Raw genomic sequence first — 14,661 nt, forward strand, 5'->3', positions numbered from 1 at the left:
CATTGAACTCGCGCAGCGAAGACCGGCGCCCTGTTGCTGCCGGTCGCTTCGTCACGCAGGATCGGCCGCCGCGAGCTTGCGGCTGTGCCGACGCATGCCGTCGAAGATCGCGTCGGCCACGTCCGCCGGAAAATCCGCCGGGATCTGCGCGGCGGCTTCGGCAATCGCGGGCTCCGTCCGTGCGGCGACGGCCGCCATCGCGGCACGCACGTCGTCTTCGGTCAGGCCGACGCGGCGGCCCTGCGCGATCCAGTGGCGCGGCTGGATTTCGCCGATCACGTAGTGCCGGTTCTTCCCGCAGACGGCCATCGCGAGGCGTGCGCGGCGCGGCGGAATCTGGTTGCGGCGTGTACCGATGATCGGATGCGCGGACAGCACGTCGTACAGCGGCGTGCTGCGATACGCATTGCCGGGCAGGTGCGCGATGCTGAAGTTTTTCGCGTGGCCGTCGATCGCCGCCAGCACCCAGAACACGAGCTGGGCGACGAAAAAATTCATTCGGTCGCGGGACGCATCGGCTGAATTCGCGAGGATGCCCATGATCGTCTCGATGCCGGGGCCGCCGTCCGATTCGTATTTCGCCCCCGATGGCGTGCCGGTCGCCTGGCACATGTCCTCCTGCGGCAGTCGCAGGATCCACGAGCCGTCGCGCGACGGACGCCGGTCGAAGCGCTCGACGATCAGCGCCTTCTGGTCGTCGAACCGGCCGATCTCGCACGGCGCGACCGACAGGCCGTACGCGGCGACGAGCTTCGAACACAGCCATTCGTTTTCGACGGACGTGCGCATGTCGGCCTGCATGTTGCCGACACGACCGAGCGGCAGCTTGAAGATGTGCGTTGTCGGCGTGCTGCCCGACGGCCGCAGCCAGCGATTGCGCCGACGCAGCAGCGCGGTCTTTTCCTGCGCGCCGGCAATCGACAGGCGCAGGTCGGCGTCCGGCTCCGCGCGGCCGGGCAGCGGCGCGGCAGTCGCGTGGCGCAGCACGTCGGCGACGGCTGCGTCGTCGAGCGTCGCGCCTTCGATGGCCTCGAGATCGACCGGCGTCTCGCCTGGCGGCAGCATCTGGAGTGCGCCGACGCAGTCGCGGCCGATCGACGCGAGCAAGTCGAACGGCGCCGTCGATCCGAGCCGGTAACGCTGCGCGATGCGGCGGCGGATCGGCTCGCTGTCAGGCAGCAGGTTGTCGAAGTAGTCGGCCACGATCGCGCCCTGGTGCGGCTGGTTGCCGGGCGTGAAGGGCAGCGACAACGACAGAGGCCGCCCTTGGGGATCGTCGAGCCAGTCCGGCAGATAGACGAGACGCTCGACGCCGCGGCGGATTTCCCAGTACCCGACGGGAATGCCGTTCATCCACAGGTCGAGCCGGTCGTGGCGGGCGCGTGCGGCCATCGTCACCAGTCCTCCCGCTTCGACACGCGTGGTCTGCCCCGAGTCGTCGCGGCCGGGCGCTTTCGCGCGGCGTCGGCCGCGGCCCCGGTCGGGGCGTTGGCGGCCGTGGTGCCGCGCTTGTTCGCGACCGGCTTGCGGCGCGCCGCCGGCTCGGCGCTGGAGGTCGAATCGGCCGCTTCCGCCGGTGCATCCCGTTCGTCCAGGCCGAGCATCATGCGAACGCCGAGCGCGTTCAGCACCTTGAAAAGCCGCTCGATGCTGACCGCCGACGGGTTGGCTTCGAGCTGGGCATAGGATTGCTGGGTGATGCCTAGGCGGGCGGCCAGTTGCGCCTGCGTGAGCCCCGCGGATTTCCGAAAGCCGACGAGTATCGGGCGCAACTGGGTCAGGGTCTGGACAGGAAAGGCCATCGGGCGCTCCGCGAGATGACAGGCGATCGTTTGTAATCGGAAAATACAGTCTATGGCATGTATTGTGAAAATACAAATCATAGCCTGTATTAACGAAAAACAAGCGATAGCCTGTTACGCGGAGGCCGATCGTCCAGGCAGCGGCGCGAACCGGACGTCAGGCGAGACCTGCGGCGCTCACGACCCGCGCGTCGAGCGATTCGCCCAGTCCGCCCATGCCGGCCACTGCGCCCAGCCGCGCCGGACGAACCCGGCGCCCGTGCGGATCACGAGCGCGCCGATCGCGAGCGCCGCGAGGTCGTCGAGACGGCCGAAGCCGACCAGCGCCGCGCTCATCGCGAGCGCCGCGAGCAACGACGACAGCGCATCGGTCCGCACGTGCCAGCCGCTCGCCTCGAGCAGCGCGGAGCCGGTCTCGCGCGCCTTGCGCAGCATCCAGTACGACAGCGCGGCCTTGCCGGCGAGCGTGGCGAGGACCAGCACGAAGGCGGTCGCGCCCGGCTGCACGGCGGGCGGCGTATCGAACCGCGTCAGCGCATGCCAGATCATCTGCGCGCCGGTTACGGCCAGCAACGCGCCGAGGCCCGCGAGCGCGAGCGGCTCGTAGGTCGGGCGGCGCTCCGGAGGCAGGCGTGCGTCCAACCGGCAGGCGACGAGGAGCAGCGCATCGGCCGCAAGATCGAGCGCGGCGTGCGCGACGTCCGCGAGCAGCCCCGACGAATGCGCGAACCATGCCGCCGTCGCCTCGGCGGCGAGCAGCAGCAGGTTGATCGCAAGACTGACGGCGAGGGCGCGAGACGTGGCTGCGTAAACGTGGGACTTGGTACGCGACGGGCGCTGCATGGCGGATCGCTTGTCGGAATCGGGGACGACTTCGAACGCTACCGGCCGACGGTGGCACGCGAATGACAGCCGGGTGACCGATTTCTTCAGGGAGGCCGCCCGGGGGTGCTGAACGCCACTCCCGTAACGCGTCGCGCCCGGAGTGGCCATCGTATGCATGCCTATGTTGCCGGGCGGGGCGTGTAACGCGTAACGCCATCGCACTCGGTGAGCCGGCGCGCAAAGGGCGCCGTTCCGATCTGGCGGATTCCCCGGGACCCTCGACGAATCTACGCCCCATGACCCGATAGAGAATTCCAACGTTTGGTTGCCGCACCGTGCCACGCCGCCGTAACAAGCGGAACGGATTTGCACGTCTCTGCCTACAAACTCTCAACATTATAGAAATAATGTCAAATTAACGCGCTAATGAAATTAGATATTTAACGGTTTACGTTATATTATTTACGAAATTTCCCTCGAAGCCTGCCATGTCCGATCTCGCCGCCGACGAACCCCGCCTGACCGCCGAAATCGAGCGCCTCAAGGCCAACTTCCCCAAAACCCGCGAGCTGTACCGCGAAGCCTGCGCACTGCTGTTCTTCCGTTTCGGCATCACGCCGACGGCCAATCGCCTGTACCAGCTCGTTCGCAAGGGCAGCATGAGCACGCCGACCGCCGTGCTCGGCGAGTTCTGGGCCGAGCTGCGGGAAAAGAGCCGTGTGCGCATCGAGCATCCGGACCTGCCGGCCGATCTCCAGGCGGCAGCGGGCGAACTGGTCGCGGCGCTGTGGAACCGGTCGAGTACCGACGCAGCCGCCGCACTCGACGCGCTGCGCACGGAAGTCGAGGCCGAGCGGGCAGAGGCGCGAACGGAAGTGGCGACCTTGCAAGCCGAACTCGCCCGCACCGAAAGCGCGCTGGAGCAACGCACGGCCGCGCTGCTGTCCGCGCAGGTCCGCATTCAGGAACTGGAGCAGGCGAGGGCGGCGGACGATGCCTCGCGGCAAGCCATGCAAGCGGATATCGCACGCCTGAAGGCCGACAACGCGGAGGGCGACCGTGCACTCGCGCAGGCCCGTGCGGATTTCACCACCCAGCTCGACCGGTTGCGCGACGACGCTGGCCGCGCGGAAGAGCGGCTGCGCGCATCGGAGAAGCGGGCGCTTCAGGAAATCGATCGCGAGCGGCTCGCGGCCGCGCGCTTGCAAAAGGAACTCGACGCGGCGACCTCGCGGGCGGAACAGCGCGATGCGCAGCAGCGGAAGGAAATGACCGCGCTGCAGGCACAACTCGGCGACGCGCTGCATCGCTGTGGCGTGCTTCAAGGGCAGCTCGACGGCGCACTGGCGACCGGCTTGGCGCGCAGCACCGAGCTCGATGCGCTGAGACGCGAGATGGCGGCGCTGGTGCGCCGGCCGCCGTTGCGCGGCGTCAAGACCATCCCGGCCGCCGAGCGGAGCGAGCGGCGGGCGCGCACGAGAAAGCGCGCCGACAAGGCGCCGCGCTGACGGCGAAACCGTGTGCGTGGGCCGACCGTCGGCGACGCACGCCCGCACGAAGCAACGCAGGCGGGATGTCTGCCGCCCCCGAACGCCCGTCTGTCCGTTCGACTCAACTCAGCACATACCGCGCCGGCAGCGGCGGCGCGTCCGCCGGAATCGTCACCAGCGACGTATTCAACCAGCCTTGTGGCGTGCCATTCGACTGCGCATACGCGCCGACGTACGGCATCATCCGCGTCGTCTGATAGACCTGCGGCGTCCAGCCCGCCGGCGCGAGGAAGATCGACGTCGCGCGCTTCTCGCTATACGCGGATGCGCCGTACGTCGAGATGTTCCACAGCGTCTGCTGATAGGTCGCGTAGTCGGCGTTGTGGCGCGAGCCGCCGGCCTGCCAGCCTTCGAGCTGGATGAACGTGTTGTACGTGCCGGCGCCGGCGAGCAGGTCGTTCACCGTGCGCCCGTACAGGAACGACAGGATCAGCCCGCAGTTCGCCGGCGCGAAATCGTTGCCGACGCTCAGGTAATAACGCCCCGTCGTGTTCACGACCGATGCGTAGTGTGAATTGCCGATATCCGTCGACGTCGACAGCCCGCTCGCGCCCATGAAGCTGTCGAACGCCTGCATCGTCACGCCCGCCGGCAGGTCGCTGCTCGCGCTGATCGCGACGAGGTGCGACCCGGCCGCCAGCAGCGTCAGGAACGCGGACAGCGTGGCGGCGTTCCAGTTGCCCTGCGCATCGACGAACGGAAACGCGCGATAGCCGGTCAGCGAGAAAACCGCCGGATCGGAGCCGGCCTGCCACGCGATTTGCGGCACCCACATCGTCAGCGGGCCGGCGTTCGACGCGCTGGACACGTACTGCTTCAGCGCATCGATCAATTGCGCATCGGCGCCGGGCAGCACCGTGTACGACGCGCCGCTCTGCCAGCGCCGCACCCATTGCGCGACGAAGCCCGCCAGTTGGCCGCCGGTGAAATCGGCGGGCGGCACGTAGCCGAGCGCGCCGGTGCCCTGATACGCGGACCGGATCGCCGCGGCCGTGCGCACGTTGCTGCCGAACATGCTGTTCGCGAAATCCTGGCAGTTGTTGGCCGGCGGCGTCGCGAGCTGCGCGAGCGGGACGACCCATGCGCCGTTCGCGGTCGCGACACCGCGGTACAGGTTGAGATTCGCGACGGAGTCGTGGCCCGGAAACGTCGCGGCGTCGGCGCCCAATACGTAGCCGGCCGACGGCGTGACGCTGACGGTGGTCGGCTGCGAGCCGAACGGATGCGTATACGCGATCGCAAACGATGCATCGCCGCCGGCCAGGCTGAACGATCCGGTGCAGTCGCCCCAGCTGTTCGATGCGCTGACGGCGGTCGATTGTCCGGTCGCGACCGACGCTCGCGATGCCTGCGGCGTCGAGCCGCTCTGGCTCGACGCATTGCCGAACGTGAGCGTCGTCGATGCAATCGCATTGACGACGTTGATCGTGATCGAGCGATCGGCAATGCCGTAGCTGCGTGCCGACGTATTCGCGGCGCCGGTGGCGGCGAACGACGACGCGGCGGCCGGACTGCCGTCGCCGCCGCAAGCGGCCAGCGTGCCGACGAGCGGCGACAGGGTCAGCGCGGCGCCGCGCTGCATGAAGCGGCGGCGATTCGGCGCGGTCGGTCGGGCGGGTTTCGAAGCGGTCATGGAGCGTTCCTGGTCACGGGTCGAGAGGAGGCAACGACGGTTCGGCGCGTTGCACACGAGTGCAATGCCGGCCGCATCCTTGCGGGTCGTCGGCACACGCGCCGCGCGTATTTATGCGGGAAATCGATGAAATGCCCGCGACGAATTCGAGGCGCCGATGTGACGCGGCCCGCGAAGCACCGGGCAGGCATTGGGCAGGAGACAGGGATCGGGTAAAGTGCCGCTCAACATGCCGGCTCGACGTTGCTAGACGACCGGTCTAATCGTTGTTACCATACGCCATCATGAATGCATCTTCAGGCGCCGAAGTCCGCCAGCACATCCTGAACATCGCGAAGCCGATCATGCTCCACAAGGGGTTTTCGGCGGTCGGTCTGAACGAGATTCTCGCCGCGGCGGGCATCCCGAAGGGCTCGTTCTACCATTACTTCGGCTCGAAAGAAGCATTCGGCGAAGCGCTGCTCGAGTCGTATTTCGAAGGCTATCTCGCGCATCTCGACAAGCTGCTCAAGCAGCAGGCCGGCACGGGCGCCGAGCGCCTGATGACGTACTGGGGCAACTGGCTGCACACGCAATGCGCGGACGACCTGGAAGGCAAGTGCCTCGCGGTGAAGCTCGGCGCGGAAGTGTCGGATCTGTCGGAAGCGATGCGCGCGGTGCTGCGGCGCGGCACCAGCCGGATCATCGAGCGGCTCGCGGGCGGCATCGAGGCCGGGCTCGCCGACGGTTCGCTGAGCGGCGTCGACGATCCGTCGCACACGGCCGCGATCCTGTACGAGCTGTGGCTGGGCGCGACGCTGCTGGAAAAGATTCACCGCAACCGCCAGCCGCTCGAAAGGGCGATGGCCGAAACGCGGCGCATGCTGAACCTGCCGCCGGCCGCGCCCGGCGGCGCGCAGTCGTAGCCCGGGCGCGCATCGGCGCGCCTTGTTTTTGCGTTGACTCTAGACGACTGGTCTACTCAATCACCCATGACGAACACTTCCCGCCGCGTTACGCTGTCCCGATCGTTTCCACCGCCTGCGTGCGACCGCACCGGCCCGACGGCCGATGCCGCGTCAGGCGCGCACTTCCCGCTGGTCCATCCCTGATCCGATCGTGCCCACGAAGCACGCTCATTCCTGTTGACGGAGGCTCACATGCCGCAAAGCAAGACCGCAAACCGCCAGATCGTCCTGAATTCGCGCCCGGTCGGCGCACCGACGCCCGACAACTTCCGCGCCGAAAACGGTGACGTGCCGGTTCCCGGCCCCGGTCAGGTGCTGCTGCGCACCGTCTGGTTGTCGCTCGACCCGTACATGCGCGGCCGCATGAGCGACGCACCGTCCTATGCGCCGCCCGCCGAACTGGGCCAGCCGATGGTCGGCGGCACGGTCAGCCGCGTGGTGTCGTCGAACCTGCCGGCGTTTCGCGAAGGCGATCTCGTCGTTGCCGGCGCCGGCTGGCAGGACTACGCGCTGTCCGACGGGCGCGACCTGATTCCGCTCGGCCGCGACTTCGCGCACCCGTCGTATGCGCTCGGCGTGCTCGGCATGCCGGGCTTCACCGCGTACACGGGGCTGCTGAAGATCGGCGAGCCGAAGGCCGGCGAAACCGTGGTCGTCGCGGCCGCGAGCGGCGCGGTCGGCGCGGTGGTCGGCCAGATCGCGAAGCTGAAGGGGTGCCGCGTGATCGGTGTCGCGGGCGGCGCCGACAAGTGCGCATACGTGACCGGTACGCTCGGCTTCGACGCGTGCATCGACCATCGCGATCCGGCGTTTGCCGCGAAGCTGAAGGACGCGTGCCCGAACGGCATCGACGTGTATTTCGAGAACGTCGGCGGCGCGGTGTTCGACGCGGTGTGGCCGCTGCTGAACGACCATGCGCGGGTGCCCGTCTGCGGGATCATCGCGCACTACAACGACGCGGCCTACGACGACAAGGCGGTGTCGACCGGCCACGACCGCGTGCCGGCGCTGATGGGCGCGATCCTGCGCAAGCGCATCCGCGTGCAGGGTTTCATCATCCTCGATCACTATGCAACGGACTACGCGCCGTTCCTGAAAGACATGAGCGAATGGGTCGCGCAGGGCAAGGTCAAGACGCTCGAGGACGTCGTGCCCGATCTCGACGACGCTCCGCAAGCGCTGATCGGCTTGCTCGCCGGCAAGAATTTCGGCAAGGTCGTCGTGCGCGTCGGCCCGGACGAACTGGCCTGACCCGCCGCTCGGCGACAGACAACTGCTGCACGCTGGCGTCGCGAGACGCCCGCTTGTGGCATGCTCGTTTCCGTTTTCAAAGGAGTAGAAAATGGCGCTTCACGTGATTGCTTCGCTGTTCCCGAAACCCGAACACGCGCAGGCCGCCGAGGCCGAACTGCGCAGCATGGTCGCGAAGACGCGCACCGAGCCGGGTAACCGGCGCTACGACCTGTTCCGCGAGCAGGACGGTTCGCCGAACCTGCATCTGTACGAGATCTTCGACGACCAGGCGGCGTTCGACGCCCACCTCGCGAGTCCGTACTTCGGCGAATTCCGCACGAAGTCGGCTGACTGGTTCACCGCACCGTCGGTGATCAAGGTGCTGTCGGCCATCGACGTGGCCGAGTAACGACGCAGGCCCGCAACACCACCGCCGCGGCTCGCCCGCACCCGGGCCGCGCGGCACCCGTTGCGCACGACGCAACGGCGACGCCCCCATGACGCAGCGCGCATCGTTCGCGCCGCTCCCCCAATACAACGGCCCCGGAGGCTGAATGATCACCCTCAACATCAACGGCGAAACCCGCTCGGTCGACGCCCCCGACGACATGCCCTTGCTCTGGGTGCTGCGCGACGTCGTCGGGCTGACCGGCACCAAGTTCGGCTGCGGGATCGCGCAATGCGGCGCGTGCACCGTGCATCTTGACGGCGTGGCCGCACGTTCGTGCGTGCTGCCGGTCGCCGCCGTCGCGGGCCGCAAGATCACGACGATCGAAGCCGTCGGCGCGACGCCGGCCGGCCACAAGGTCCAGCAGGCCTGGCGCGAGCTCGACGTCGTCCAGTGCGGCTACTGCCAGTCGGGGCAGGTGATGGCCGCCACCGCGCTGATCGCGTCGAACCCGAACCCGAGCGACGACGACATCGACGCGGCCATGGCCGGCAACATCTGTCGCTGCGGCACGTACCACCGGATTCGCGCGGCCGTCAAACAAGCCGCGAAGGAGGCCTGACATGTCGCGAGGACTGATCGAAGCAGGTCGGGCCGGCGCGGGCGTGTCGCGCCGATCGTTTCTGAAACTCGGCATGTCGCTCGGCGCGGCGGCCGGCGGCGGCTTGCTGCTCGGCTTCAGCCTGCCGGCCGCGGGTGACGACGCGCGCCGCTCGGTGATCGGCGGCGACGCGGCCGAGCCCGCACCGTCGGGCGTATTCGCCCCGAACGCTTTCGTGCAGATCGACCGCGCCGGCAAGGTCACGCTGGTGATGCCGAAGGTCGAGATGGGGCAGGGCGTCTATACCGCGCTGCCGATGCTGATCGCGGAAGAACTCGAAGTGCCGCTGTCGAGCGTGACGCTCGATCATGCGCCGCCGAACGAGAAGCTGTTCCTCGATCCGCTGCTCGGCGGGCAGCTCACCGGCGGCTCGACGTCGGTGCGCTACGCGTGGGACCCGCTGCGCCGCGCGGGCGCCACCGCGCGCACGCTGCTGGTTTCGGCGGCCGCGAAGCAATGGAACGTCGATCCGGCCAGTTGCCGCGCGGCGAACGGCGAAGTGCAGCATCCGCCGAGCGGCCGGCGCGCATCGTACGGCCAGTTGGCCGACGCCGCCGCAAAGCTGCCGGTGCCGAAGGACGTCGTGCTGAAGCAGCCGGCGGATTTCAAGCTGATCGGCACGCCCGCGAAGCGCCTCGATTCGCCGGAGAAGGTCGACGGCACCGCGCAATTCGGGCTCGACGTGCGCCTGCCCGGCATGCTGTACGCGGTGATCGTGAACAGCCCGGTGTTCGGCGGCACGGTCGCAAGCGTCGACGACACGGCCGCGAGGAAGCTCCCCGGCGTGCGCCAGATCGTGCGCGTCGACAACGCGGTCGCGGTGATCGGCGACCACACGTGGGCCGCGAAGCGCGGCGCATCGGCGCTCGTCGTGAAGTGGAACGAAGGCGCGGGCGCGAAGGTGTCGACGAAGGATCTGTTCGCGGATCTCGCGCAGGCCGCGGCGAACGGCAAGGGCGCGGTCGCACGCAAGGAAGGCGACGTCAGCAAGGCGTTCGAGAACGCGAAGACGCGCGTGGATGCCGTCTACGAGCAGCCGTTGCTCGCGCACGCGACGATGGAGCCCGTGAACTGCACGGTGCACGTGCGCGGCGACGGCTGCGAGATCTGGGTCGGCACGCAGGTGCCGACGCGGGCGCGCGATACCGCGCAGCAGCTCACCGGCCTGTCGCCGGACAAGATCGTCGTGCACAACCACCTGCTCGGCGGCGGGTTCGGCCGGCGGCTCGAAACCGACATGATCGGGCAGGCCGTGAAGGTCGCCAAACAGGTCAATGCACCGGTGAAGGTGATCTGGACGCGCGAGGAAGACGTCCAGCACGACATGTACCGGCCGTGCTACTACGACACGATCTCGGCCGGCCTCGACGCGAACGGCAAGCCGGTCGCGTGGCGGCACCGGATCGTCGGCTCGTCGATTCTCGCGCGCTTCGCGCCGCCCGCGGTCAAGGACGGCGTCGATCCCGACGCGGTCGAAGTCGCGGCCGAGCTGCCGTACGACCTGCCGAACCAGCTCGTCGACTACGTGCGCCAGGAGCCGCGCCACGTGCCGACCGCGTTCTGGCGCGGCGTCGGGCCCACGCGCAGCACGTTCGTCGTCGAAAGCTTCATCGACGAACTGGCCGCGCAGACCAAGACCGACCCCGTGCAATACCGCCGCGCGCTGCTCGACAAGACGCCCCGCGCGCGCAACGTGCTCGACGTCGCGACGAAGGCGGCCGGCTGGGGCGCGTCGCTGCCGAAGGGGCAAGGGCGCGGCGTATCGGTGATGCACGCGTTCGGCAGCTTCTTCTCGATCGTCATCGACGTCGCGGTGGACGGCGGCGAAGTGCAGGTCAAGCGCGCGGTGTGCGCGGTCGATTGCGGGATGTATGTGAATCCGAACACGATCGAGGCGCAGGTGCAGGGCGGCATCATCTTCGGGATCACGGGCGCGCTGTACGGCGAGATCACGATCGAGGACGGCCGCGTCGTGCAGAGCAACTTCACCGACTACCGGATGATGCGAATCAACGAGGTGCCGCCGATCGAAGTCCATCTGGTGAAGAGCGGCGAGGCGCCGGGCGGCATCGGCGAGCCGGGCACGGCCGCGACCGCGGCGGCGCTGGCGAACGCGATCTTCGCGGCGACCGGCACGCGGCTGCGCAAGCTGCCGGTCGGCAACCAGCTGAAAACGGCCTGAGGGGAGGGAACGACCATGCGACATCTCATCCTGAACCCGAATGCGCTCCGCGCGTCGCTGCTCGCGCTGTCCGCGCTGATGGCCGGCACGGCCGCGCAGGCCGCGCAAACGACGCCCGCCGACAGCGCACTCGTCGCGCGCGGCGCCTATCTCGCGAAAGCCGGCGACTGCGTCGCGTGCCACACCGCGCCGCGCGGCACGCCGTTCGCGGGCGGCCTGAAGATGGTCACGCCGATGGGCGCGATCTACACGACCAACATCACGCCCGACCCGGAGACCGGCATCGGCGGCTATACCGAAGCCGAGTTCGCCGGCGCGTTGCGCAAGGGCGTCGCGAAGGACGGTCACAACCTGTATCCGGCGATGCCGTATCCGTCGTACGCGAAGCTGAAGGACGACGACGTGAAGGCGCTGTATGCGTACTTCATGCACGGCGTCGAACCGGTGAAGCAGGCGAACCGGCCGTCCGACATCCCGTGGCCGCTCAACATGCGCTGGCCGCTCGCGTTGTGGAACAAGGTGTTCCTCGACACGACGCCTTATGCCGACAAACCGGCGAAGGACGCGATGTGGAACCGCGGCGCGTATCTCGTGCAGGGGCTCGGGCACTGCGGGTCGTGCCATACGCCGCGCGGCGTCGGCTTCCAGGAGAAGGCGCTCGACGAAAGCGGCGCGGCGTTCCTGTCGGGCGCCGCGATCGACAACTGGTTCGCGTCGAACCTGACCGGCGAGCACAACACCGGGCTCGGCCGCTGGAACGAGGCCGACGTCGCGCAGTTCCTGAAGACCGGCGCGAACCAGCACGCGACCGCGTTCGGCTCGATGGTGAGCGTGATCAACCACAGCACGCAGGAGCTGACCGACGACGATCTGGCATCGATATCGCGCTACCTGAAATCGCTGCCGGCGGCAGGCGGCACGGGCGCGCCGCCGTACCGCTATGATCCGAAGGCGACGCAGGTCGCGCTGGGCCGGCCGGCAACGGATCCGGGCGCGAAGGTGTATAACGCTTACTGCCTGCATTGCCACGGTGTGGACGGGCGCGGCTATGCGCCGCTGCTCGCGCCGCTCGCCGGCAATCCGAACGTGCTCGAGGCCGATGCGTCGTCGCTGATCAACGTGACGCTGAACGGCAGCGACACGCTCGTGATCGGTGGCGTGCCGTCCGCGTATCCGATGCCGGCGTTCGCGAACCAGTTGAACGACCGGCAGATCGCCGACGTGCTGACGTTCATGCGCGCCGGCTGGAACAACGGCGCGCCGGCCGTGCAGGCGGCGGACGTCGCGAAACTCCGCAAGGCGACGGCGGCCGCGCACTGAGCGCGGCGCGCCGCGCAACGACGGCGGGCCGGCGTGCCTGCCGTCGACGCCGCCGGGTGCGTGCCTGCCCCGGCGGCGTGGCTTTTTCTGTCAACCGGCGTGCGGCCGTTCGCGGCAGCGCGCGTTTTATCGACGCAATGTAGGGGTGTCTGGATGGCTAACGTGACTTATACGGATACGCAACTGCTGATCGACGGCGAGTGGGTCGACGCCGCGAGCGGCAAGACGATCGACGTCGTGAACCCGGCGACCGGCAAGGCGATCGGCAAGGTGGCCCATGCGGGCATCGCCGATCTCGACCGTGCGCTCGCCGCCGCGCAACGCGGCTTCGAAGCATGGCGCAAGGTGCCCGCGAACGAACGCGCGGCGACGATGCGCAAGGCGGCCGCGCTGGTGCGCGAACGCGCCGACGCGATCGCGCAGCTGATGACGCAGGAGCAGGGCAAGCCGCTCACCGAAGCGCGCGTCGAAGTGCTGTCGGCGGCCGACATCATCGAATGGTTCGCGGACGAAGGCCGCCGCGTGTACGGCCGGATCGTGCCGCCGCGCAACCTCGGTGCGCAGCAGACGGTCGTGAAGGAGCCGGTCGGCCCGGTCGCGGCGTTCACGCCGTGGAATTTCCCCGTCAACCAGGTCGTGCGCAAGCTGAGCGCGGCGCTTGCGACCGGCTGTTCGTTCCTCGTGAAGGCGCCGGAAGAAACGCCGGCATCGCCGGCCGCGCTGCTGCGCGCGTTCGTCGACGCGGGCGTGCCGGCGGGCGTGATCGGCCTCGTGTACGGCGATCCGGCTGAAATCTCGTCGTACCTGATTCCGCACCCGGTGATCCGGAAGGTCACGTTCACGGGTTCGACGCCGGTCGGCAAGCAGCTGGCCGCGCTCGCGGGCCAGCACATGAAGCGCGCGACGATGGAACTGGGCGGCCACGCGCCGGTGATCGTCGCCGAGGATGCGGACGTCGCGCTCGCGGTGAAGGCCGCCGGCGGCGCGAAGTTCCGCAATGCGGGGCAGGTGTGCATTTCGCCGACGCGCTTCCTCGTGCACAACAGCATCCGCGACGAATTCACGCGCGCGCTGGTCAAGCATGCACAAGGGCTGAAGGTCGGCAATGGTCTCGACGAAGGCACGACGCTCGGCGCGCTCGCGAACCCGCGACGCCTGACCGCGATGGCGTCGGTCGTCGACAACGCGCGCAAGGTCGGCGCGAGCATCGAGACCGGCGGCGAGCGGATCGGCGCGGAAGGCAACTTCTTCGCACCGACCGTGATCGCGAACGTGCCGCTCGAAGCGGACGTGTTCAACAACGAGCCGTTCGGCCCCGTTGCCGCGATTCGCGGGTTCGACAAGCTCGAGGATGCGATCGCCGAGGCGAACCGTCTGCCGTTCGGTCTGGCCGGCTACGCGTTCACGCGGTCGTTCGCGAACGTGCACCTGCTGACGCAGCGCCTCGAAGTCGGGATGCTGTGGATCAACCAGCCGGCGACGCCGTGGCCGGAAATGCCGTTCGGCGGCGTGAAGGATTCGGGCTATGGGTCGGAAGGCGGGCCGGAAGCGCTGGAGCCGTATCTCGTCACGAAGTCGGTGACGGTGATGGCTGTTTGATGGTCGGTTGAGGGTGGGCGCGCTGCTGTTGGGGCGCGCCCGATTGGCGGATTTATGCGAACGACGGTGAGCTACTGTCGCGTTTGGGACGGCGAGCTCACGGGACTGGCGGTTTGCGGAAAGTTGAGACAGCACTGGCTCGCCGCGCGGCGAGCGCCGCATCTTGCGGCCGCGGCAGCAAGACTGACGAGGTGTGTGCCGCGTGTCGCGGTCGTTAGCGACACGCGGTTGCGCTATGCCTCGGCGTGATCGCGTGAAATCTGAAACGAGTCGATGCTCATTTCTCGAGCAGCTGGCAGCACAGTAGCCGGGCGTCACTTCCGGATTACCGGAATCAAAAAATTCTTCTGTCTGATCATTTTGATTCGCAGCCGCGGAGTTTAATAGGCCCGCTCCGACCTATTGCGTAATCCTGTAGCATCGCGAGCGTGCCCGCCGGCATGTCGCGCTGATGCCGCATGCCCGCTTTTTTCGTCTGTCGCGGTATCGCCGGCAATCACCGCCGATGCCGATTCGCGTGA

General features: G+C 68.3%; 12 protein-coding genes. 8 read left to right on the top strand and 4 right to left on the bottom strand.

Annotation, left to right across the window (positions count from 1 at the left end; translation table 11 throughout):
* Nucleotides 1–51: 51 nt before the first annotated feature.
* From CFB89_RS22470 to CFB89_RS22480, 3 genes are all read right to left on the bottom strand, one after another.
* Nucleotides 52–1,392, bottom strand: coding sequence for a type II toxin-antitoxin system HipA family toxin (locus tag CFB89_RS22470; protein ID WP_089469787.1), 1,341 nt, complete (start codon nt 1,390–1,392; stop codon nt 52–54).
* A gap of 2 nt (nt 1,393–1,394) precedes the next feature.
* Nucleotides 1,395–1,802: a helix-turn-helix transcriptional regulator gene (locus CFB89_RS22475; RefSeq protein WP_089470574.1), complete on the bottom strand. Its 408-nt coding sequence runs from the start codon at nt 1,800–1,802 to the stop codon at nt 1,395–1,397.
* Nucleotides 1,803–1,979: 177 nt separating this feature from the next.
* Nucleotides 1,980–2,645, bottom strand: a complete 666-nt coding sequence (locus CFB89_RS22480) for a cation diffusion facilitator family transporter (protein ID WP_089469788.1) — start codon at nt 2,643–2,645, stop codon at nt 1,980–1,982.
* Between the two features lie 470 nt (nt 2,646–3,115).
* Here CFB89_RS22480 and CFB89_RS22485 point away from each other — a divergent pair, with 470 nt between their 5' ends.
* A complete protein-coding gene (locus tag CFB89_RS22485; RefSeq protein WP_089469789.1) occupies nt 3,116–4,135 on the top strand; it encodes a DNA-binding protein in 1,020 nt (339 codons plus the stop codon).
* 103 nt (nt 4,136–4,238) lie between these two features.
* On the opposite strand, the gene CFB89_RS22490 is transcribed toward CFB89_RS22485, so the two are convergent.
* Complete coding sequence (locus tag CFB89_RS22490) at nt 4,239–5,810, bottom strand: hypothetical protein (RefSeq protein WP_089470575.1); 1,572 nt, start codon at nt 5,808–5,810, stop codon at nt 4,239–4,241.
* Nucleotides 5,811–6,094: 284 nt separating this feature from the next.
* Between CFB89_RS22490 and CFB89_RS22495 the strand changes: the two genes are divergently transcribed.
* The 7 genes from CFB89_RS22495 (at nt 6,095) to CFB89_RS22525 (ending at nt 14,140) form a co-directional block, all read left to right on the top strand.
* The gene (locus CFB89_RS22495; protein ID WP_089469790.1) at nt 6,095–6,715 is read left to right on the top strand and encodes a TetR/AcrR family transcriptional regulator; all 621 of its coding nucleotides are present in this window, start codon (nt 6,095–6,097) and stop codon (nt 6,713–6,715) included.
* Nucleotides 6,716–6,949: 234 nt separating this feature from the next.
* Nucleotides 6,950–8,008, top strand: a complete 1,059-nt coding sequence (locus tag CFB89_RS22500) for an NADP-dependent oxidoreductase (RefSeq protein ID WP_089469791.1) — start codon at nt 6,950–6,952, stop codon at nt 8,006–8,008.
* 91 nt (nt 8,009–8,099) lie between these two features.
* Nucleotides 8,100–8,399, top strand: coding sequence for a putative quinol monooxygenase (locus CFB89_RS22505; RefSeq protein ID WP_089469792.1), 300 nt, complete (start codon nt 8,100–8,102; stop codon nt 8,397–8,399).
* A gap of 145 nt (nt 8,400–8,544) precedes the next feature.
* Entirely contained in the window at nt 8,545–9,000 is a 456-nt protein-coding gene (locus CFB89_RS22510; RefSeq protein WP_089469793.1) for a (2Fe-2S)-binding protein, read from the top strand.
* A gap of 1 nt (nt 9,001) precedes the next feature.
* A complete protein-coding gene (locus tag CFB89_RS22515; protein ID WP_089469794.1) occupies nt 9,002–11,221 on the top strand; it encodes a xanthine dehydrogenase family protein molybdopterin-binding subunit in 2,220 nt (739 codons plus the stop codon).
* A gap of 15 nt (nt 11,222–11,236) precedes the next feature.
* Nucleotides 11,237–12,541, top strand: a complete 1,305-nt coding sequence (locus CFB89_RS22520; RefSeq protein WP_089469795.1) for a cytochrome c — start codon at nt 11,237–11,239, stop codon at nt 12,539–12,541.
* A 153-nt stretch (nt 12,542–12,694) separates the two neighbouring features.
* Nucleotides 12,695–14,140 (top strand): NAD-dependent succinate-semialdehyde dehydrogenase, encoded by a 1,446-nt coding sequence (locus CFB89_RS22525; RefSeq protein ID WP_089469796.1) that lies wholly within the window; start codon nt 12,695–12,697, stop codon nt 14,138–14,140.
* Nucleotides 14,141–14,661 lie beyond the last annotated feature (521 nt).

Source organism: Burkholderia sp. AU16741 (genome assembly GCF_002223345.1).
GTDB lineage: Bacteria > Pseudomonadota > Gammaproteobacteria > Burkholderiales > Burkholderiaceae > Burkholderia > Burkholderia sola.